The sequence below is a fragment of the Rhizobium sp. PAMB 3182 genome (genome assembly GCF_052908355.1).
On the sequence record NZ_CM128607.1, the window covers coordinates 2,025,255 to 2,047,227 of the forward strand.

17 protein-coding genes are annotated in these 21,973 nt (G+C 63.0%); 5 read left to right on the forward strand and 12 right to left on the reverse strand.

The annotated features are described in order from the left end of the window. Positions 1–136: 136 nt before the first annotated feature. The 6 genes from ACU5AZ_RS10055 to ACU5AZ_RS10080 all read right to left on the reverse strand — a co-directional run bounded on the left by ACU5AZ_RS10055 (position 137) and on the right by ACU5AZ_RS10080 (position 8,364). Positions 137–1,165 carry a substrate-binding domain-containing protein gene (locus ACU5AZ_RS10055; RefSeq protein WP_446825851.1) on the reverse strand — a complete coding sequence of 343 codons (1,029 nt, stop codon included), beginning with the start codon at positions 1,163–1,165 and terminating at the stop codon, positions 137–139. Between the two features lie 184 nt (positions 1,166–1,349). Next, positions 1,350–2,444 (reverse strand): beta-galactosidase BglB, encoded by a 1,095-nt coding sequence (bglB, locus tag ACU5AZ_RS10060; RefSeq protein ID WP_446825852.1) that lies wholly within the window; start codon positions 2,442–2,444, stop codon positions 1,350–1,352. 26 nt (positions 2,445–2,470) lie between these two features. Next, on the reverse strand, positions 2,471–4,981 hold the full coding sequence (locus tag ACU5AZ_RS10065; RefSeq protein WP_446825853.1) for a hypothetical protein: 2,511 nt from the start codon (positions 4,979–4,981) through the stop codon (positions 2,471–2,473). 209 nt (positions 4,982–5,190) lie between these two features. Then, the gene (locus tag ACU5AZ_RS10070; RefSeq protein ID WP_446825854.1) at positions 5,191–6,249 is read right to left on the reverse strand and encodes a LacI family DNA-binding transcriptional regulator; all 1,059 of its coding nucleotides are present in this window, start codon (positions 6,247–6,249) and stop codon (positions 5,191–5,193) included. A 94-nt stretch (positions 6,250–6,343) separates the two neighbouring features. Further along, positions 6,344–7,708: a sensor histidine kinase gene (locus ACU5AZ_RS10075; protein WP_446825855.1), complete on the reverse strand. Its 1,365-nt coding sequence runs from the start codon at positions 7,706–7,708 to the stop codon at positions 6,344–6,346. After that, positions 7,705–8,364 (reverse strand): response regulator transcription factor, encoded by a 660-nt coding sequence (locus ACU5AZ_RS10080; RefSeq protein WP_446825856.1) that lies wholly within the window; start codon positions 8,362–8,364, stop codon positions 7,705–7,707. Before ACU5AZ_RS10080 ends, ACU5AZ_RS10075 begins: the two co-directional genes overlap by 4 nt. A 137-nt stretch (positions 8,365–8,501) precedes the next feature. Here ACU5AZ_RS10080 and ACU5AZ_RS10085 point away from each other — a divergent pair, with 137 nt between their 5' ends. The 5 genes from ACU5AZ_RS10085 to ACU5AZ_RS10105 are packed head-to-tail and all read left to right on the forward strand — an operon-like array spanning position 8,502 to position 12,791. Beyond that, the gene (locus ACU5AZ_RS10085) at positions 8,502–8,780 is read left to right on the forward strand and encodes a PepSY domain-containing protein (protein ID WP_446825857.1); all 279 of its coding nucleotides are present in this window, start codon (positions 8,502–8,504) and stop codon (positions 8,778–8,780) included. Positions 8,781–8,819: 39 nt separating this feature from the next. After that, positions 8,820–9,149 (forward strand): hypothetical protein, encoded by a 330-nt coding sequence (locus ACU5AZ_RS10090; RefSeq protein ID WP_446825858.1) that lies wholly within the window; start codon positions 8,820–8,822, stop codon positions 9,147–9,149. Between the two features lie 32 nt (positions 9,150–9,181). Continuing rightward, positions 9,182–9,652, forward strand: coding sequence for a DUF2271 domain-containing protein (locus ACU5AZ_RS10095; RefSeq protein WP_446825975.1), 471 nt, complete (start codon positions 9,182–9,184; stop codon positions 9,650–9,652). A gap of 18 nt (positions 9,653–9,670) precedes the next feature. Beyond that, positions 9,671–11,869: a PepSY domain-containing protein gene (locus tag ACU5AZ_RS10100; protein ID WP_446825859.1), complete on the forward strand. Its 2,199-nt coding sequence runs from the start codon at positions 9,671–9,673 to the stop codon at positions 11,867–11,869. Then, positions 11,850–12,791: an FAD:protein FMN transferase gene (locus ACU5AZ_RS10105; RefSeq protein ID WP_446825860.1), complete on the forward strand. Its 942-nt coding sequence runs from the start codon at positions 11,850–11,852 to the stop codon at positions 12,789–12,791. The genes ACU5AZ_RS10100 and ACU5AZ_RS10105 overlap by 20 nt, the downstream gene beginning before the upstream one ends. Positions 12,792–12,877: 86 nt before the next feature. On the opposite strand, the gene melA (ACU5AZ_RS10110) is transcribed toward ACU5AZ_RS10105, so the two are convergent. From melA (ACU5AZ_RS10110) to melA (ACU5AZ_RS10135), 6 genes are all read right to left on the reverse strand, one after another. Then, positions 12,878–14,230: an alpha-galactosidase gene (gene melA, locus ACU5AZ_RS10110; protein ID WP_446825861.1), complete on the reverse strand. Its 1,353-nt coding sequence runs from the start codon at positions 14,228–14,230 to the stop codon at positions 12,878–12,880. Positions 14,231–14,246: 16 nt separating this feature from the next. Further along, positions 14,247–15,905: an ABC transporter ATP-binding protein gene (locus ACU5AZ_RS10115; RefSeq protein WP_446825862.1), complete on the reverse strand. Its 1,659-nt coding sequence runs from the start codon at positions 15,903–15,905 to the stop codon at positions 14,247–14,249. A gap of 19 nt (positions 15,906–15,924) precedes the next feature. Further along, positions 15,925–17,046: an ABC transporter permease gene (locus tag ACU5AZ_RS10120; RefSeq protein ID WP_446825863.1), complete on the reverse strand. Its 1,122-nt coding sequence runs from the start codon at positions 17,044–17,046 to the stop codon at positions 15,925–15,927. Then, positions 17,046–18,053: an ABC transporter permease gene (locus tag ACU5AZ_RS10125; protein WP_446825864.1), complete on the reverse strand. Its 1,008-nt coding sequence runs from the start codon at positions 18,051–18,053 to the stop codon at positions 17,046–17,048. Before ACU5AZ_RS10125 ends, ACU5AZ_RS10120 begins: the two co-directional genes overlap by 1 nt. Before the next feature lie 113 nt (positions 18,054–18,166). After that, positions 18,167–20,212: an ABC transporter substrate-binding protein gene (locus ACU5AZ_RS10130; protein WP_446825976.1), complete on the reverse strand. Its 2,046-nt coding sequence runs from the start codon at positions 20,210–20,212 to the stop codon at positions 18,167–18,169. A gap of 148 nt (positions 20,213–20,360) precedes the next feature. Next, a complete protein-coding gene (gene melA, locus ACU5AZ_RS10135; RefSeq protein WP_446825865.1) occupies positions 20,361–21,821 on the reverse strand; it encodes an alpha-galactosidase in 1,461 nt (486 codons plus the stop codon). Positions 21,822–21,973 lie beyond the last annotated feature (152 nt).

Genomic DNA, 21,973 nt, shown 5'->3' on the forward strand with positions numbered 1-21,973 from the left:
CGACTTCTAACGCTCCGTGTTTTCTCTCTATTGCGAGGCCGAAAATCCGAAACGTTTCGGAAAGCTAACACCAGCCATTATGGCTGTCAATACGACTGACCATCGAAGATATCGGAGGTTGCAGAAACGCGTTGCTTCAGGACTTCGGAGGCGCGACGGAGGCCCGCTCGATGAACTCGGAAACCGCGACTTCCTGCAGGCTCTCGACCGGCTCGCCATTGATCGCACCGACAAGATAGGCGGCCATCGGCGCCCAACTGTTGCGCAGCGCCGCCTTCGTTACCGTCAAGGCCGGATAGAAGGCGGAACCGCGCACATCCGGCAGCACGTCGTCATGGGCGACGACCGAAACATCGTCGGGAACGGTGAGGCCGAGCGACTTCAGCGTGGCGTAAACACCGCGCGCAACCAATGTGTTACCGCAGATCACGGCAGTCGGCCTTGGGGCCGCCCCGGTGAAAAGCTGGACCGCCGAAATCATGCCCAGAGCATCATTCATTCGACCGTAGCGCATCAGATCGGGATCGAACGCGATGCCTGCCTCCTCCAGCGCCTTGCGGTATCCGTCGGTTCTGGCGAGCGAATAGTTTCTCTTTTCCAGACCGTTGATGAATGCGATCCGCCTGTGGCCCTTGTCGAGCAGATGGCGCGTGAGATGATAACCGACACCATCATTGTCGATATCGTAATACGGGTAGTCCGTCTGCGTCCGCGTGCGCCCGTGCACAACGAACGGCACCCGCCGCTCGCGCAGGAAATTGATGCGCGGGTCTTCCAGAAGTGGCTCGACCACGACGAAGCCGTCCAGTGCGCCACGGTCGATCAGCTTGCGATAGACGGAAATGATCTCGTCGTCTTCGCGCGCGATATGCAGCACGAACTGCATGTCGCGGCTGGAAAAGACCTGCGATAACCCACTGACGACTTCAAGGAAATTGTTGTCCGACGACAGCTGCGGGTGCTTGGGCAGCACCAGGGCGACCATGCCGGAGCGACCGGATACCAGCTTCTGCGCGGCAATATTCGGATGATAATTCAATTCCTTGGCGGCTTCGAGAACGCGCTTTCGGGTGTTCTCGTTGACATCCGAGTAGCCGTTCAGGGCGCGACTGACCTGCGTCACCGACAGATTGAGATGCCGGCTGATATCCTTCAAGGTCGCCATTGCAAAAGCCCTTCCTCACCCACTTCGTGAGGCAATTTACACAGATGACGCCATTGTCCAAAGCGTTTCCGTCAAAATGCCCCGAAACGTTTTGGAATGTTTATAACTTTCGTTCATCCAAAACGCGATACCGGCCGCAGATCAACTGCGGCCGGCCTCTCTAGGACCTTCTGCATATGCCGCATCAGGCGACTGGGCTAGGTATCGCCGCTTCCATCATCACCCGCACCAGCAGCAGCATGACGAGGGCCTGGCCGTAAGGTGCCGGGACATTGGGGATCTGGCGGTAGAAATCGAGCGAATGGCCCATCGGTGTGCCGTCGGAGACCTCGAGCACGATGCCGTTTTCGTCGATGCGCGCAAGCACGGCGTCAAGCGCCTTGTCGGCCGCCGGCCGGAAACTCTCGTCGAGCAGGCCGAGATCGATACCGCGCAGGATGCCGTAGGCGATCGCCGCCGTGGCCGATGTTTCCGGCGGAGAACCCGGATCGCAGACCAGCGTGCAGAACATGCCATTGTCGAGCTGATTGGCGACGAGCGTCCTGACCTGCGACGACAGAATGAAGGTGAGATGCCGGCGCAGGTGATCAGGGACCTTCGAGACGAGACTAAAGAGCTCCGGAATGGCGACCGTGATCCAGGAATTGCCGCGCGCCCAGAAGGCGTTGGCGAAATTGTTGCGGCCGTTGAAGGTCCAGCCGTGATACCAAAGCCCGGTGACCGGATCGGCAAGGTAGCGCTCGTGCACGAGGAACTGGTAGAAGGCCTCCTCGATCCAGTCCTGCCGGCCGAAGCGTTCTCCGGCACGGGCAAGGAACAGGCAGGTCATGAACAGCGTATCGTCCCAGAGCTCACCGTCGTTCATGCGCTCCTTGACGACGTGCTGGAAACCCTTGTCTTCGGTGCGGGCAAGCTTGGTCACCAACCACTCCGCCCAGTCCTTGACCAGCGCTTCCCAGTCCGGCCTATCAACGTGGTCGATCAGGACGGAGAGCGCCAGCATGGGCGAGGAGGAGTTGACCTGACGGGGCGGCAGGCCGCGACCGATCTGCCAGTCGTACCAGCGGGCAATCGCCGCCATCAGCGACTGGTCGTTGACCGCTTCAGCGTGACGGATGAGGCCATAGATGCCGACACCGACCTCCCAGTCCCACTCGTCGAACTGGAGCTCGTAAATGCCCTCGGCAATGGCGGCGGTTTCGTTCATGCCCTTCAGACGGGCAAGACCCGTCGCCACGCGGGAGAGGGTTTCGGAAAGGGTATCTCGGTCGATCGGCATCGGTGGTCCTGTCAGCAAGCACTTGGTCAAAACGAGAAGGCATCGATGGTCCGGATGGCCGGATCGAGGCTCCTGTTGGGAAAGATGTAAGGCGTTTGGCCGCACGAGAGGCCGGCGCCCCAGTCAAGCGTAAGTTTATCCTGACCTTTGCGCTCAAGCGTCAGCCTCGCCCCGGCTTCAGCGAGCGACAGCGTCACACCTGCGAGATGGCCGATGAAGGCGGCGTAGCCGGCCTCGCCGTCACCCTCACCCATCACCGCGACCCAGCCGCACCGGCGACCGGCTGCGCGGAATTCGATGTCGGCGCCCGGCCCCTCGGTCACGGCCTCTATCGGCGCCGTCGCATTGATGGCAGCAAAGCCACGGCCGCCCCTCAGCACGATCCAGTTGCCGTGGCGCTCGACCGCGTCGAATGCGCCAGCCTCGACATAGGCGTGCGTAAAAGGCTGGCGGGCGTCCTCGCCGAGATCGAAGAGGAGAAGCGCAACGTTCCCGTATTGCGCAGCGCGCGGCATGGAGCCATTGCCGGCCCAGTAGGAGGGACGCTGGCTGCCCCAGGGATCGTCTTCACCCGGATGGTTGATCCAGGCCCGCGCGAAGGGATTGGAGGCAAAGCGCAGGTCGACGATGTGCTGCTGGTGTCCGCGCCCACCGGGCTTGCCGTCCATCATCGAGGAGAGCTGGACGGCGGCCGACTTATAGAGCACCAGCCGCGCCGCCTCGTCATGGCCCTGAACGTAATGCGCCGTCAGCGCCTTGCCGGGTGCGGGCTCGACGACGGACAGGGCCGTTTCAGGAGGCACGTATGCGCTGGTACAGAACATCGGCAGGGCCGCAACGCCATCATTCAGCCAGCCCTTGCCGAAGGCGACGGTGGCGAAAGGCGCAAGTTCGGTCAGCGGGCCGGCGCGCAGTTCCTTGTCATAGGCACGCCCCATCGTTCCGGCGGGAACGCCGGCCAGCGTATGAAGGCCGATCATCACCATCAACCGGTCGAGAAGCGCAGTTGCCCGCGCCTTGATGGAGCCGTCGGCGAGGTGATGGAGCGCCAGGAGGCCGATGAAGTCGATCGGGTAGTAGGCGGCGGAATTCCATTCGGCGAGCCCATGTCGCTCGACGGAATCGAACCACTTTCCAAGCCGCTCCTCGCCGAGCCGTGCCTGCTCGGCGCCGCTTCGGCCAGAGCAGCGGAATGTATCGTCCGGAAGTAGTCGTCCGGCGAGGTATTGCGAGACATGGAAGCAGAGCACGTGGTTCTCGCTCCAGAACCACATCACGTCGTTGCCGGGCTCATCCACCCAGTAGCGATAGTCGAGCATGGCTCGGCTGATCTCGTCCTGCAGATCCTTCGGCAGGCTTTGGCCGTAATCCGCAAAAAGCCAGAGGAGCGGAACCATGACGAAATCGGAGCAGTCGCGCCGCTCGTCGATGCCGCAAATTGTATCTGCGAGGATTTTCCGGAAGACTTCGTCCACCGGCTCGCCGATCGCCAGTTTCGCGAGCGCCCGCCCGATGCGGGCCTCACCCTTCGCTGCGGCGTGGCCGAGCGCCAGCCGCTTGCGCTCGGCCAGCGGGCGGCCCGCCATGTCCAGGAAGGGTTCCGTGAAGGTGGCAAAGGCGATATGCCGCGCGACCCGGCATTCGCCGACGGAGAATGTCAGGTCGAGCGGATGGTAGCCATCCGGCAGCGCTTCTGCTCCCGGCAGATCCACAAGCGTCGAACCCGCTTTCAAAACGCCGCTCGAATCGAGAAGCGGCGGCGTATGGCGCATATGCACGCTCGGCAGGATGCGGGCGTGAACCGTAACGTCCACCGCCGCCGGGCGACCGACCCTCAACAGCAAGCGACCGTCACGCACATGCATCGGTTCAGGATGAACGTCGGTGGCAAGGTCCTTCAGCAAGGCGATGGTCGCGCCGGACACGGCAACCGGCAGGCGGACGACAAGAGGCTCTTCGGCGAGCGACGTCAGCTCGAAATACCAGAGCGCGTCGCGCTCGGCGAGCTCCTCGGTCAGCACCAGAACCTCCGATCCATCCGCCTTCAAAGGCAGCTGGACGACGGTTTCGGATTCGCGGTTGCGCTGGAAGGGCTCAAAGACGACGCATTCGACACCATCGACCCAGATCCGGACCCCGCCGCAGGTCGCCAGCCGGAAGTCATGATCACCGGCGCTGCCGGGAACGATCGTCGTCTTCAGCCAGCGCGCCAGCCGTGTCGGCCGGTGCCAGAAGCCGGAGAACTCGACCCGGCGGCTGAAGCCCGGGAGGTAGAGGCTGTCGACGGCAAAGTCGACATTGGGCTCGACGGTCCGTGTCTTGATCTCCTGCCAGAGAGCCACGCGGCAAGGCAGGTCGCCGACATCGACGAAGCCGTTGATGAAGCGGTAATTGACGCGATCTTCGGCAAGCGCCGACTTACCGGGAAAATACCAGGCATTGATTGCCGACATCGCCCAAGCGGTGACCGTCTCTCCGCGGCCGACCCCGAAACCGGCGTCCTCATTTGCGAATTCCGTGATCTTGGGCTCAGGCATGAAGAAGTCTCTATCGGCAGAACTGGTGCAATGTCATGAAGCACGCATCCGTAAAGCCAAAACCCAATCGTGAAAATATTTCTATTCACGTATGCGCCATGATCGAGCCATGGACACGAAGAATTGCGCTATAAGGACGCGATAAAGCTCTGTGTTTGACAATTGGTCATCACAGGCTGAAATGCAAACTAAAAATTATTTTCACAAATTCAGGCGCCCTGCAGAGCCCCCGCGCTGTCGCGTTCCACGAGACGGCAGCCGAGCTCGATGCGTGTCGCCGGCTTGACGCCACCGGCGCTCGAGAGGCGCTGCTCGAGAACCTGCATGGTGGCCGCGGCCAGTTCGTCGAGCGGGACGCGGATGGTGGTCAGCGATGGCTGAGTGAGGTCCACGGGCGCCACGCCATCGAACCCGACGACGGCGACGTCGGCGGGGATGCGGAAGCCGAGCGCCTGCAACTCGCCGAGCGCACCGATTGCCAGATTGTCGGCAGCGCAGAAGACTGCGGTAAAGCCGTCCAGGCCGCCATGCTCGGCCACGAAAGCCCGCAACGCCTCGCGCGCATGCGCCGGCTCGTAACCGTCGGTGTAGAGAACCCGGCCCTGCTCCGGCGGCAGCCCGTGTTCGCCGAAGGCGTCGTGAAACCCGTCCTCGCGCCTGAGAATGGTGCTGCGGCCGCGCCAGGTGAGATGCAGGATGCGGCGGTGGCCGCGCTCGATCAGCCATTCGGTGGCAAGCCGCGCGCCATAGCGATTGGCCGGAGCGACAGTGTCGACCTTCATCGACGGATCCTCGCCGTTCAGGAGCACCACGGCCATTTCGCTGGCCGTCAGGCCCTTGAGGAGCTTCGGACTGTCGTCATAGACGACCACGATCCCCTCGGCCCCGGCCGCCCGGGCGCCGGCGATGATTTCGGCGGCGTCGAGCTGCGGAGAGCCGTTATGGGCGACGACGCGAATGCCGCGCGCCTCGCACTCCCGCGACAATGCGGTCAGTAACGTCCAGGAAACGAGATTGATGTCGTTGTGGGGGAGGTTGCCCGGGGGCACTGCCAGATAGAGCGTGCTCAGGGACGCGATGGCGCCCTTCTGTTGGCGCTTTGCCAGATAGCCGAGGGCACGGGCGGCCTCCAGAACGCGGGCACGCACCTCCTGCGAAATCGGCGCAGTGCCATTGAGGACATGCGAAACGGTGCTGACGGCGACCCCTGCCTCCCGCGATACGTCCTTGATGCCGACTTTCCGCGGCTGTCGTTTCTCGGATGGCACGCCCTCTATTCCCCTCGCGTCATTTCAGTCTCCGGCTGCATATCATAGAGAAAGCCGGAAGGCACCAACAGGCCATATTTCTTGGACCCTTACATCAGGCGACAGGAAGCCGGACCTTGACCTCGACGCCACCCTCGCCGACGGGTCGCGGCGAGAGCACTTCAAGAGTTGCCCCGGCGCGGTCGGCGATCGCCTTGACGATGGCGAGACCGAGCCCGGCGCCGCCGATCCTGATATTGCCGCGCTCGAACCGGTGCATCAGCCTGTCCATCGCCTCCGGCGGCAGGGGCACTCCGTCATTGGCAATGGTCAGCAGGCCATGAGCGTCCAGCGCGACCTCCACCGGGCGATCCTTCGCGCCGTGCTTCAACGCGTTTTCCACGAGGTTGCGAGACAATATGCCGACCGCATCCGGATCGAGGAGCGACAGCACCGGGGTCTCGGGCAGGGTCAGCTCGATGCGAGCCTCTCCCATGCGCTGAAAATCCTCGACGATCATCGTGACGACCGTCCGCAGGTCGGAAGCCTCGTCCGACCGCAAACGCCCGCCTTCGGCGCGGGCAAGCTGCATGAGCTTTTCCGACATCCGCATCAGCCGCTTCAGCGTCGTCTCTATCTCGTTGACGCGCCGGGCGGTGAGCTCCTCCTTCGTCTCCGAACGAATGCGCTGCGCCTGGGCGATCGCGCCGGCGACCGGCGTGCGAAGCTCATGCGCGGCGTTGGCGGCAAAGGCGCGCTCGGCGTTAAAGGCGGACGACAGCCTGTCCATGAGCTGATTGACACTCGCCGAGATCGGCAGGAGTTCGGACGGCAGGCCGCTGTCCGGCAAAGGAGACAGATCCTGTGCGCCACGGCTGGCGAGCCCCTCACGCAGGGCGCGCACCGGCCGCAACGAGTAGCGAACCGCAAACAGAATGGCGAGAAGGCTCAACGGAATGACGACCAGCAACGGCAGCAGGAGGCCGATCAGCATGCGGCGCGACAGGTCGCGGCGATGGTCCAGCGGCTCGGCGACGGCGATCGTCAACCTGCCATCCGGGGAGGCGTCATAATAAAGCCGGTGCGTGTCGGTGCTCTGGAAACCCACGTCGCTCATGGCCGGGAAAATGGCGGCATCGGCGCCCTTTGACGCGATCAGGACCTGCCCGGACCGATCCCGCACGACGAACGTAACGTCCTCGCCATAGCGGGCCTCGCCGGCGCCACGCAGATCACTCCCGTCGTCGTCACCATCGTCATCGTCTTCGGTCTCGTATTTCCTTGCGTGGCCTTCGCGCAGGTCATGGCGGGCGATCGGCAGGATGCGCTCGGCAGTCGCCTTCAGCCCGTCGTCATAGACCGTCTCCATCTCCTCATTCAGGCGATGGGCCGTCACGGCTGCGGCAGCCAGCCACAGCAGCGTCACGCAAAGACCGATGACGATCGCCAGCCGGGCCTGAAGCGAAGAGATCATCCTCATGGGCGACCCAGCCGGTAACCGAGGCCGCGTTCGGTTTCGATGACATTGGCGCCGAGCTTCTTGCGAAGGCGGCTGACATGCACCTCGATGGCGTTGCTTTCGACTTCGGCATCGAAGGAATAGAGGCGCTCTTCGAGCTGCGACTTCGATAGCAGTTGACCCGGACGCTGGACGAAGGCTTCGAAGAGAACCCATTCGCGCGCGGTCAGCACGACCGGCTTGCCGTCGACCCGCACGCTGCGGCCGGCGAGATCGATGGTGATCGGTCCAAGGGCAATGATGGGATTGGGATTGCCGGTGTAGCGGCGGGCGACCGAGCCGATTCGGGCGGAAAGTTCCGCGAGATCGAAGGGTTTGACCATGTAGTCGTCGGCGCCGGCATTCAGGCCGGCAATCCGGTCAGTCACCTGGTCCAGCGCGGTCAAGATGATGACCGGCGTCACGTCGCCCCGTGCCCTCAGCGTCTTGAGAAACGGGATGCCCAGCCCGTCGGGAAGCATGAGATCGAGAAGCACCAGATCGTAGTTGGCTGCGGCGAGCGCGTCGCGCGCCTGGTCGAGACGGGTCATCCAGTCGACGGAGTGACCATCGGCGGCAATCTGGTCGCGGATCGCCGCGCCCAGCGCCGCATCGTCTTCGATCAACAGAACCCTCATGGACGGTCTTCTCCTCTTGTCCGTCCCTTCTAGTCCACCCGCCACCTTACGGGAAGCTGAAGCAATGCGTCGGCGCTCGTCAGGTGCCCGTCAGGCTGGCGGCAAATGATCGCTTTGACAACGAGAGGACGTGATTGATGAAAACCGGCATCCTGCCCGCCGTCGCCATGGCAATCATGGCAGCAACATCCGCACAGGCAAGGGACGACTGCGAACAGCCGACCCGCGACTGGAAGGGCCGCGACGCCGTTCGCGCGCTGGCGGAGGAACGCGGCTGGCTGCTCAAGCGCATCAAGATCGATGACGGCTGCTACGAGGTCTACGGTCTCGATGAAAGCGGCCGCCGTTTCGAAGCGAAGATCGATCCCGTCACGCTCGAGGTCATCGAAATCGAGGAACGCCACGGCCATCGCTGACGGCGTGTTGCCTCCCTTTTCAACACCGAGGACCAGACTATGAAACATACCAAGCTTGTTCTTGCCGGCCTCGCCGGTGCCGGCATCATCGCCCTCTTCGCCAGTCAGGCGCAATCCTTCGACGGATGGAAGCATCTCGGCGTGGGCACCGGCCTCTGGCAGGCGGCAGACCATGAAGGCCGTCGCCATCACGACGATGACGACGACCATTATGCGGCAAACGATTGCCGCTACCAGGACGACGAGGATGACGATGATGACGACGACGGCGGTTGCGGCAATCCGGGAATGCCGATGATGCAGCAGGCCAACCCGCCGGCCAACGGCCTGTTCACGCCGGGCAGCAAGCCGCAGGTCCAGATCAACTGACCCACGGACAGACGAAGGAGACTGGAATGAGACTGAAATCGCTTCTGGCCGCTTTGGCGGTCACCACCGCGCTGACCCTTCCCGGCATCGCTTCCGCGGGACAGGTGACGCTGACGACAAACCTGCGCGACTACGGCGGCAACGGCGCCTATCTCGCCTACTATCTGACCGACGCGCAGGGCAACTATGCCGGCAGCCTGTGGATGGCCGGCGGTCGTTCGCGCTATTATCAGCACTTAAGCGGCTGGTACCGCGCCACCGGCGGCAATACCGCCGAGATCAACGGCATCACCGGCGCCAGCGTCGGCTCGGGGCAGTCGCTGAAGATCTCGCTCGACCTGACCGACGCCCTGTTCGATGCCGGCTATCAGCTGCACATCGACGCCGCGGTAGAGGACATGCGCGAGAGCCCGAACGAGATTGTCGTGCCGCTGACCTCCGCCGGCTCCGGCAAGCCCATTTCCGGCACCCGCTATATTTCCGATTTCACCTATACGCATTGATATTGAAGGACTATTGCCATGATCCGGTCGCTCCACCGCTGGTTCGGGCTGATCGCCGCCGTGCTGCTCGTCGTCATCGCGATGAGCGGTGCGGCCCTGTCGGTCTTCCCCACCTTCGAGGCGGTCACCACACCTGCCGCGCAACAGATCAGCGTGGCGGAACTGGCTGCAAGGGTGTGGTCAGCGGAACCGTCAGTCGAGCAGATCAAGCGCGCGCCCTCGGGCCGGATCACCGCCTATTATTTCAACGGCGACCAGCCGGTCTCGTCGGTCATCGATCCGTCAACCGGCCAGCCGGTCGGCAACGCCGACCAGTCACCCGCCGAGCGCTGGCTGACCAATCTACACCGTTCGCTGTTCCTCGGCGACTACGGGCGGATCACGACCGCGGTCGGCGCGGTCGCCATGCTTGCGCTGACGATGTCCGGCCTCCTGATTCTCGCTCGCCGCTCCGGCGGGTGGCGACATATCCTGAAGCCCGCCAGAGGTCGCGGCAACGGACGGCTCCATGCGATCGTCTCCCGCGCCGCCTTGCCCGGCCTCTTTCTCTCTTCGCTGACAGCGCTGTGGATGTCGGCCGCGACCTTCGGCCTCCTGCCGGAAGGCGCGGACGGAGCGCCCTTTCCTACTGACGTCAGCGGCAAGACCCGCATGCCGGTCGGTACGATCGAACGGCTCCAGCAAACGCCCGTCAACACGCTTGTGTCGCTGAGCTTCCCTGCTAATGGGGATGCCACCGACGTCTACACGCTGACGACCGATGCGGGCGAAGGCTATATCGACCAGGGCAACGGCACCTTGCTTGGCTGGCAGAATGCGAGCTTCGTCGATCGGGCAAGTGCGTTCGTCATGATGCTGCACACCGGCCGCGGCCTCGCCTCGCTCGGACTGTTTCTCGGCCTCTCGGCACTGTCCGTTCCCTTGCTGAGCTGGACCGGCATAGCCGTTTGGCTACGGGGGCGTGGCAAGCGCCGGCCAAAGTCCGTCGCGGCAAGCCACGCCGACACGATCATTCTCGTCGGCAGCGAAGGCGGCTCCACCTGGGGCTTTGCGGAAACCCTGGGGGCCACGCTCACCCGGGAGGGCCGGCAGGTCCATGTCGGTTCCATGTCGGACTTCAACCCGGCCCTCTGGCACAAGGCGGAGCGTCTTATCCTGTTTGCCGCCACTTACGGAGACGGCGAAGCACCGACATCCGCAAAGGGATTTCTCGACCGCTTCCGGGCAACGCCTGCCGCGCAGCACCTGCCGCTTGCCGTTCTCGGCTTCGGCGACCGGAGCTTCTATCACTTCTGCGGCTTTGCCAGAGACATTGCCGAGGTTGCCAAGAAGAACGGCTGGCCGACGCTCATCCCCTGTGACACCGTCGACCGACAGTCGCCGCAGGATTTCGCGCGCTGGGGCAGACAGCTGGCAGAGGCGCTGCATCTCGACTTCGAGCTCAATCACCAGCCGGAGGTGCCGAAGACCTGGGAACTTCAGCTTGCATCCCGCCGCGACTATGGCGCCAGCGTGCAGGCTACGACGGCGATCCTGCGCTTCGACCTGCCGAAGGTTTCGCTCTGGCAGCGGCTGACGGGCAACGCCGTTCCAATCTTCGAGGCGGGCGATCTCGTCGGCATCGTGCCGGAAGGCTCGGAGGTCCCGCGCTTCTATTCGCTGGCTTCCAGCTCCCGAGACGGCTTCCTCGAAATCTGCGTGCGCAAGCAGCCGGGCGGCCTCTGTTCCGGGCAATTGACCGCGCTGGAACCCGGCGACACGGTTTCGGCCTTCGTGCGGCCCAATCCGGGCTTCCGCCCGGCGGCCAACCGCAAGCCGGTCATCCTGATCGGCGCCGGCACCGGCATCGGGCCGCTCGCGGGCTTTGCCCGCGCCAATCATGCCCGCAAGCCGATGTTCCTCTATTTCGGCACGAGGCACCCGAAGAGCGATGCGCTCTATGAGGAAGAGCTGACCGACTGGCAGAAGGACGGCCGACTGACGGGCGTTTCCACCGCCTTTTCGCGGACGGCGAGCCCGGCTTATGTGCAGGATCTCATCCGCAAGGACGCCGTAAAGATCTGCAAACTCATTACCGCCGGCGGACAGGTTCTCGTCTGCGGTGGTCGCGACATGGCGGCCGGCGTTGCCGCGGCTCTCGCGGACATCCTGACCCCGCACGGGGTAAGCCTCGTGACATTGAAGGCGGAGGGCCGTTATGGCGAAGACGTTTACTGAATTCACACGGCACGCGCTGAACGGCCCGACCATGGGAACACGCTGGTCGGCGCTCTTTCACATGCCGCACGGCTTCGATGCCAACGAGGTGGAGCGGGCGATGGCGGATGCCGTGAGCGCGGTCGACCGCCAGATGTCCACCTGGAAACCGGAGAGCGACATCAACCGGCTCAATGCGGCACCGACAGGCGAATGGTTGAACATGCCGCAAGAGATCATCGAGGTGCTGGCCGCCGGACTTGCGGTCGGCCAGGCCTCCGGCGGCGCCTTCGACATCGGCATGGGCGATGCGGTGACCGCCTGGGGATTCGGTCCGGATACAGCCAACGAGACGGCAATCCGAAACGCCAGACGTGCAGACCGCAATCCTGCTCATCAGGTGCTGGAACTGGACATCCGCAATGGAAAGGCGCGCAAGCACGCAGCGATGCGCTTCGACCTCAACGGCATCGCGAAGGGCTATGGCGTCGACCGGCTCGCGGCGGTGGCGGCCCGGCATGGGATCGAGGCGGGCCTGTTTGCCATCGACGGCGAACTCGTCGGTCGCGGCACGCAGCCGGACGGTTCACCCTGGACCGTCGCGGTGGAGAGACCCGACCTCGGCCAGCGGGCACCGCATTCCATCGTCGAACTGGACAACGCCGGCATCGCCACCTCGGGCGACTATCGCCACTGGGTGGAGCTTGGCGGACGCCGACTATCGCACACGATGGATCCCCGTCGCGGCATGCCGCTCATCAGCGCTCCGGCCTCGGTCACCGTGATCGCCCGCGACTGCATGAGCGCGGATGCCTGGGCGACGGCGATGATGGTGCTTGGCGAAAAGGATGGACGAGCACTCGCCGAGCGGCTCGACCTGTCGGTGCTGTTTCTGCACCGTGATCAGGCGGACGGCACCGGGTGCGGCGCGTTCGCCGCCTGAAACTGTATTAGTTAGTATTAACTTACAATTTGTCCGACATTACGCTGAAAAGGGAGGAGCCTTGCGTGGCTCCTCCCTTGCTTCATTCAGCCACGGGCCCAGGCGGGGAGCCATTCGCCATGCGCCTTTAGGAGATCGTCCGTCAGCGACCAGATCTGGTCGAGATCGAGCTCCGCTGCGGTGTGCGGGTCCATCATCGCGGCATGGTAGATGTGCTCGCGGTTTTCCGTCATCAGCGCCTGGACGGTGAGTTCCTGGACGTTGATGTTGGTGCGGATCAGCGCGGTCAGCTGCGGCGGCAGGGCACCGATATAGGTCGGCTGGATGCCGCTCGCGTCCACCAGGCAGGGCACTTCGGCGGCGCAATTTGCCGGCAGCGAGGTGATGCAGCCATTGTTGCGGACATTGCCATAGATCACAGATGGTTCGCCGGTCCAGACCGAATTGATGATCGACGAGGCATATTCATGGCTCGGCTTCACATCGATCGTGTCGGCATCCTTGTATTCCTGCGCCTGCGACTTCCAGCGCTCGATCTGCTCGATGCAACGCTTCGGATATTCGTCGAGCGGAATGCCGAACTTCTCGATCAGGTCCTCGCGGCCCTCCTTGATGAAGTAGGGCGTGTATTCGGCGAAATGCTCCGAGCTTTCGGTGACGAAATAGCCGAGGCGGGTCAGCATCTCGTAGCGCACCTTATTGGGGCAGCGCGGATTCCAATGGCTGGGCTTCGGGAAGCGGCCTTCGCGATAGCCCTTCAGGAGGTCCGGATAGAGGTTCTTGTAGCTGCCGTCCGGCTGGCGGTGCTCGAACTTCAGATAGAAGGCCATGTGGTTGATGCCGGCGGCGCGGTAGCGGATCTCGTCGAGCGGAATGTCGAGATCGCGGGCGAGTTCGTAGGCCGTGCCCTGGACAGAATGGCAGAGACCGACCTGCTTGATCGTCGGGTATTTCTCGGCGATGGCCCAGGTGTTGATCGCCATCGGGTTCACATATTGCAGCATGATGGCCTCGGGGCAGACGGCCAGCATGTCCTCGCAGATCTTCCAGAGATGCGGGACCGTGCGCAGGCCGCGCATGATGCCGCCGACGCCAAGCGTATCGGCGATCGTCTGGCGCAGGCCGTATTTCTTCGGCACTTCGAAGTCGGTGACGGTGCAGGGCTCGTAGCCGCCGATCTGGAAGGCGACGACAACGAAATCGGCGCCCTCAAGCGCCTTGCGCTGGTCGGAATAGGTCTCGACCTTCGCCTGGGTGTTGAGCGTCTTCGCCAGCTTGCTGGCGACGATCTCGCTTTCGGCCAGTCGCTGCGGGTTGATGTCCATCAGCGCGATCGTCGCGCCGGACAGGGCCGGGCGATGCAGGAGGTCGCCGATGATGTTCTTCATGAACACTGTCGAGCCGGCGCCGATGAACGTGATCTTTGGTTGTCTTGACATACGGATCTCCACGGGATCAGGCCGCAACCTCGAAGGCTGCCCTGACGAGTTTTTCTGTGTATTCGGTTTTCGGATTGGTCAGAACTTCATCGACCGGGCCTTCCTCCATGATCCTGCCATGCTGCATGACGATGACCCTGTGGCAAAGCGCCCGGACGACCTTCAGGTCGTGGGAAATGAAGAGGTAGCTCAAGCCTCTTTCGTCCTGAAGTTTTCTCAAAAGCTCGATGATCTGCGCCTGCACCGACAGGTCGAGTGCAGAGGTTGGTTCATCGAGGAGAACGAATTCCGGCTCCAGCGCGATGGCACGCGCGATCGCGATGCGCTGGCGCTGGCCGCCGGAGAATTCATGCGGGAACCGGCTGGTGATGTTGTCCGGCAGACCGGAGGCGACGAGCGCCTCGCGGACCCGGTCCAGCCGCTCCTTGCGGCCCGTGCCGATATTGTTGACCACCAGGCCTTCGCCGATGATCTGGCCGATGGTCATGCGCGGGTTAAGCGAGGAGAAGGGATCCTGGAAGACGATCTGCATGCGCGAGCGCAGCGGCCGCATCTGGTCGCGGTTGCACCCATGGATCGGCTTGCCGTCGAAGAAGATCTCGCCACCGTCATTCTCGATCAGCCGGGTCAGCGCCTGGCCGAAGGTGGTCTTGCCGGAGCCGGATTCACCGACCAGCCCAAGCGTCTCGTGACGGCGCAGCGTCAGTGACAGGCCGTTGACGGCAATCAGGTCATGCGTGGTGGGCTTGAAGATGCCGCCGCCCCTCAGCGTGAAGGCAACCTTGACGTCGCGGCCTTCAAGTATGATCGGCTGGTCCGCCGGAAGCGGCTTCGCCTTGCCGGTCGGCTCGGAGCCGAGCAGATGGCGGGTATAGGCATGGCGCGGATTTTCGAACAGCGTCGCCGTCCTGTTGTGTTCCTTCAACTCACCCTTCTGCATGACATAGACATAGTCGGAGAATTTCCGCACCACGGTCAGGTCATGGGTGATCAGGATGACCGCCATGCCAAGCTTCTTCTGCAGGTCGCGCAGCAGGTTGAGGATCTGTGCCTGCACGGTCACGTCGAGCGCCGTCGTCGGCTCGTCGGCGATCAGCACGTCGGGATTGTTGGCGAGGGCCATGGCGATCATGACGCGCTGGCGCTGGCCGCCGGAGAGCTGGTGCGGGTATTGGTCGACCCGCAGTTCCGGCTGCGGGATCTGCACTTCGGCGAGCAGTTCGACGGCCCGCTTGCGCGCGGCGGACTTGCTCATCTTCTGGTGCGCGCGGATCGCCTCGGCGATCTGGCTGCCGATGGTGTAGATCGGGTTCAGCGAACTCATCGGCTCCTGAAAGATCATGGCGATGCGGCCGCCGCGTAGTGCCCGCCGCTTCTCGCTCGAAAACTTCAGGATGTTCTGGCCGTCAAGAAGCACGGTCGCATTCGGGTTGACCGTCGCGCGCTTGGTGAGCAAGCCCATGATCATGCGCGCCGTCACGGACTTTCCCGAGCCGGATTCGCCGACGACGGCCACCGTTTCTCCGCGATAGAGCTGGAGCGAGATGTCGCGCACGGCTTCCACCGAACCGTGTTCGGTCTTGAAGGTAACGCCCGCATTGCGCACGTCGATGATCGGCTTGTCGCCTTTCTCGTCCGCGTCCAAACGTACCGCCGGGATCAGATCTTCGGTCATTGCTCGTCCTCCTTCCGGCTCAATAGGGGTCGATCGCGTCGCGCAGGCCATCGCCGAGCGCGTTGAACGCGAAGACGGTGACGAGGACGAAGCCGACCGGTGTCAGGATCCAGGGATAGGAGCCGATGACCGAATAATTGGCGGTATCCTGCAGCATCAGGCCCCAGGAAATGAGCGGCGGTTTCACCGCAAAGCCGAGGAAGCCGAGGAAGGATTCCAAGAGCACGACCGTCGGGATGGCGAGCGTCACGGCGACGATCACGTGGCTCATGACGTTCGGGAAGATGTGCTGGAAGATGATGCGCCGGTCGGTCGCGCCGATCGCCATCGCCGCCTTCACATATTCGATGCGGGCGAGCGCCAGCGTCTTGCCCCGCACCTCGCGCGACATCTGCGCCCAGCCGAGCGCCGACATGACGACAATGACGAAGGCTAGGAAGACGTTGGTCGGCGCGGTGACCGGAATGAGCGAGGTGAGCGCCAGATAGAGCGGCAGCTGCGGGAAGGCGAGCACCAGTTCGACGAAACGCTGGATCCAGGCATCGACGGCGCCGCCGAAATAGCCGGAGATCATGCCGATCGTCGTGCCGACCACAGTAACCACGAAGACCACCGTCAGCGCGATCATCAGCGAGATGCGCGACCCGTATATGGCGCGCGACAGCACGTCACGGCCGAACTTGTCGGTGCCGAGAATATGGATCGGCTTGCCGCCGACGGAGCCCAGGAGATGGGTCTTCATCGGGATGATGCCCAGGAACCGGTATTCGAAGCCGGAGACGAAGAATCCGAGCATGCGCGGATTGTCGTAATCCGGGCCGCTGATCGGCTGGAATGTCACGGGATCGAGTTCGTCGCCGTCGACGATCGGATAAACGCGCGGCGAGACGAGATTGCCGTCCTTGTCGTGGATCGCGATCGATTCCGGCGGCATGTAGGCGCTGTCGGTCAGCTTCGGATCGACCGGCGACAGGAAGCCGGCGAAGACGGCCATGAACAGCAGCAGTGCCACAAGGATCAGGCCGAGCATGCCGGTCACGGAATGCCTCAGGCGGCGCCAGACGAGTGCCGCATAGCTCTCGCTGCGACCGGCCTCCTGCGGTACGTCGTTGTCGAGGGTGGATTCAGCGGGTGTCAGCATCAGCGTGCGCCTCCCAGTCTGACGCGCGGATCAAGGGCGGCGAGCAGCATGTCGGCAATGATGTTTCCGACGATCAGCGTGGCCGAGAGAACGAGCATGAAGGTCGCCGTGACATAGACGTCACCGACATACATGGAGCCGACGATCGCCGGACCGACGGTCGGAAGGGCGAAGATGATCGCGACCTCGATTTCGCCGGTCAGCATGTAGGGCAGAACGACGCCCTGATACATGACGAGCGGATGCAGGGCATTGGGAACGGCATGGCGCATGATGACCGTGCTTTCCCGGAGGCCCTTGGCCCGCGCCGTCTCGACATACTGCGCATTCAGCGTGTCGAGCAGATTGCCGCGCATGACGCGCATGTTGTAGGCGAGGCCGCCAAGCGTGGCGATCGCGACCACCGGCCAGATATGGCTGACGAGATCGACGAATTTTCCCCATGACCAGGGAGCGCCGCCGTAGCGGGGCGAGAAGAAGCTGCCGATCTCGCTGACGTTAAAATGGAACACCAGGACATAGACCATGATCAGCGCCATCAGGAAGCGCGGCACGGTCATGCCGAGGAAGGCGACACCGGACAGAAGCGTGTCGACCCAGCTGTACTGGCGCGTGGCGGCCAGGATGCCGAAACTGATGCCGAGGATCGACGCGAAGATGTGGCAGGTGAGCGCCAGAAGCAGCGTGCGCGGCAGGCGTTCGGCGACGACGTCCGCCACCGGCTTGTTATAATAGAGGCTGGTGCCGAAATCGCCTTCGGTGACGATGCCCTTGATCCAGTTGAGGTACTGGACCGCCATCGGCTTGTCGAGCCCGTGTTCGACCGCATAGGCCTTGGCCTGGGCGTCGGCCTGCTCGAATGAAGCGCCGCCGAGATTGATGAGCTGCGAGCGGATGTAATCGCTGTAGTCGCCGGGCGGAGCCTGAATGATCGCAAACGTCACGACGCTCAGGACAAAAAGGACCGGTATCGCCGACAGGATGCGGAGGATAAGAAATCGGATCATTCATGCGCTCCTGCAAGAAGGGTGCTGTCCATGGTCAAGGATCGTGTCGCCCTGGTTGCACAATCCGCACCCCTCCCCGCCGAAGCAGGAAGGGATGCGGCGCTGGGAGGTGGTTACTCGGTGATCGGACCTGCGCCGCCGGGCTTGCCGGGGAGCGAGTCCTTGTGCAGTTCGTAGCCGCCCTGCTTGTCGGTGGGCACATAAAGCCGCTCGCGCATGATGGCTCCTTCAGCCCAGTTGAACATGAAGATCGGCGCTCCGTTCGGAATGTTGGCGAAACGCTTGTTGATGATCAGGGCGCCGGGATACTCGACCAGGCCAACGGTGTTGACGTTGGTCGTGTAGACCTTCTGGTATTCCTTCATCAACGTCGCCTTCTCCTCCGGATCGCTGGAGGCGATGAACTTGTTGACGATGTCGACCAGCTGCTTTTCGAACGGCATCAGGTCAAGCTCGTCCTTGCCGTTGGCACGGTGGAACCAGCTGGTACGCGGGCCGGTCGGCGCAAGCTGCGGCGTGTTCTGCACGACGGAGGCCAGTTCGGCACCGGTGCGCAGCACCATCCAGTCGAATTTGCCGCCGTAGTTGGCCTGGTCGCGGTTCTTGCCGTCCTGGGAGTTCAGAACGACCCGCAGGCCGAGCTTTTCCATCTGGCCGATCACGCCTTCGGCGAGGTTCTTGTCCGTGCCGTAGGTGTTGTTGACCAGAAGCGAGACTTCGACATCCTTGCCGCCCGCGGTTCCGGCCGGGAAGTTGACGATGCCGTTGCCGTCGGTGTCCTTCAGGCCGGCTTCGGCCAGCTCCTTCTTGGCGCCTTCGAGATCGAACGGGTAGTACATGGTCGATTCGCGGTCGTAGAAGTTCGAGCCGGAGAGAATGCCGCCGGGATAGGTCGCGACGAAGGGACCCTTCACCAGCGCCTCGCCGAGCTTCTTGCGGTCCATCGCCATGGTGACGGCCTTGCGGAAATGCTCGTTGCGGTTCAGCTCGCGGATGGCCTGCTCACGCTCGTCCGGATCACCCCAGCCATTGCCCGAGAAGTTCATCATCAGATTGTAGCCGATGAGGCGCGGACCGAAGGCGAGGCGGGCCGGCGCATCCGGCTGGGCCGCTCGCTTCAGCGAGGAGACGAAGTTCTCCGGCTGCTCAAGGTTCGAGAGATCGGCAGAACCGGCAACGGCCTGCACGTCACGATCGGCCCAGGTCGACAGCTTGTAGTGGACCTCGTCGAGGTAAGGCAGCTGATTGCCCTTCTCGTCAACCTTCCAGTAGTAGGGGTTGCGGCGCAGCACGATGATGTCGTCCGGACGGTACTCGACCGGGACCCACGCGCCCATGACCGGGAAATTCATGTAATCCGGCGGGAAGGCGTTCTTGTACTGCTCGTATGTGTTCTTCGAATATTTCGGATGCTGCGGCTGAAGAACATGCGCAGGGCCCGGGCAGAAGGTGCCGTAAGCCATGTTGTAGAGGAACTGCTTCGGGAAGGCGTCCTTGAACGTCCACTCGATCGTGTACTTGTCGATCGCCTTCAGCGTCGTGCCCTGGCCGAAGGTTTCCTGCGTCGCGCCGTTCAGCGGATAGACGTTCGGATCGAGAACGTTGTCGTTCCAGTAGAACATCACGTCGTCGGAGGTGAAGTCGACGCCATCCGACCACTTGGCGCCCTCGATCAGGTGCATAGTCAGCTTGTGGCCGTCGGCCGACCAGTCCCAGCTCTTGGCGAGGTTCGGCAGCGGCTCCAGTTCGTCGGCCTTGACCTGAAACAGCGGACCGGTGCGCGTCAGGCACTCATACATGCCGATATCGATGCCGCCCCAGCCCTGGTTCTGGCCGGCGCTGTAGTTCCAGCCTTCGGGCCGACCGCCGATGACATGGCGAAGCGTGCCGCCATAGGCGCCGATGCCGTCGGGCATGTTGCCAGCCTTGTAGACCATCGGCTCCTTCGGCAGACGATCCTTGACCGGCGGCAGCTTGCCGGTGTCGACGAAATCCTTCGTGACCCAGGCCGGCTCGTGATATTCCGGCAGCGCCTTGAATTCGAGTATGTCCTTGATGCCCACATACTGGACCTTGGTCTGCGCCGGAAAGTCCGGCGGCGCCGGCACGGGCTGCAGATCGGAGGCCCGGACCTGGACGGTAAGGGCGGCTGTGCCCATGAGCAGCGCCGCAGTCAGCTTGAGATATCGGCTATTCATTTTCACTCCCCTGTTTGACGATGACGGTTTGACCGTCGCCAAGTGTTCGGCGCTTCCATCCTCGACGGAAGGCCCGGGCGATTCCTCCAACCGCCCATCCCTTTGCAGCCTAGCCGGCCTTGCGCTCCAGCTTTGCGGCGCGAAGCTCCTCGATCGAGCGAACCTCGCGGCGGGCCGAGCCCTGCCAGTCGCGTGTCTTCACGGTCGCCTTCGACAGCCGCTCCTTTGCCGCAGGTACGGCGTCGGCAAACTGCGGCAGCCAGCGGGCCTGGGCGACGAGCATCTCGTCGACCATCTGCCAGACTTCTTCCGGCGTGCAGATCGCGCCGACCAGCGGGTCGTGCAGAACGGCCTGCTTCAGGAGATCGACATCGCCGGTGACGGCGGCGTGAACCGACATGCGCTGGACGTTGATCGAGGCCATGCAGGTGGCGGCAGCGGCTTCCGGCAGCGTGATGCCGGCGGCCATGTTGATGCCGAAGCGGTCGACGAAGCCGGGCGATTCGATGATCGCATCGGCCGGCAGATTGGTGATGACGCCCTTGTTCTTCTGGTTGAAGTGACCGCGATAGACCCGGCCGGTTTCCAGCGCCTCGAGAATGTAGCTCGCATGCTCGTTGGAGCGCTCGTATTCGCCGAACGGAAGTCGGGCGGTTTCGAGAACACTCGGGAACTCGGTTTCGAACCAGTTGCGGTTTTCGGTCGTGTAGCGCAGGTAGCCGCCGGTCTCGCCGTGAATCCAGTCGGACATGTCGATCCACTTGGAGATCTCGTCCGGACGCTTGCGGTACCAGGGCAGGTATTCAGAGAGGTGGCCATTGCTTTCGGTCGAATAGACGCCAAAACGCTTCAGGACGTCGATGCGGACCTTTTCCTGCTGGCTGATCACCGGATGACGCTCGAAAGCGGCGACAAGTTCGTCCTTGCCGACCTTGCGGCCCTTGACGCGAACGTCGACGAACCAGGTCTGGTGGTTAATGCCCGAGCAGATGAAATCGAGATCATCGTGGCTGACGCCCAGCACCTCGGCGATCTGCTCACCGCCGTGCTGCACGCCGTGGCAAAGACCGATCGTGTCGACCTTGCCGTATTCGATCGCCGCCCAGGTGTTCATGACCATCGGGTTTGCGTAGTTCAGGAAGCGGGCGCCCGGCTCGGCGACTTCGCGGATGTCCTTGCAGAAATCGAGGATCACCGGAATGTTGCGCTGGCCGTACATGATGCCACCGGCGCAGATGGTATCGCCCACGCACTGGTCAATGCCGTATTTCAGCGGAATGCGGATGTCATCCGCATAGGCCTCAAGGCCACCGACGCGCACGCAGGACACGATGTAGCGCGCGCCCTCGATCGCCTTGCGGCGGTCCGTCGTCGCGCTGATGCGCACCTTCAGGCCGTTCGCCTCCTTGATCGTGTTCAGGACTTTTTCGATGAGGGAGAGATTATGCTCCGATATGTCGGTGAGGGCGAATTCGACGTCCTGAAATTCCGGCACGGACAGAATGTCCGAAAAAAGCTTGCGCGTGAATTCGACGCTGCCGGCGCCGATGATCGCAATCTTGAAACTCATGTGACTCTCCATCCTCCACGCCCCACAAAACAAAGCCTCTCCAGTCCGCCCGGATGTCCGGCACGCGGTTCTCAAAGGCCAGATTGTCGGCAACTCCTCGTTCTTCGCCGTTGAATATGCCAAGATTTGATGAGATGAAAAGAGGAGCATTA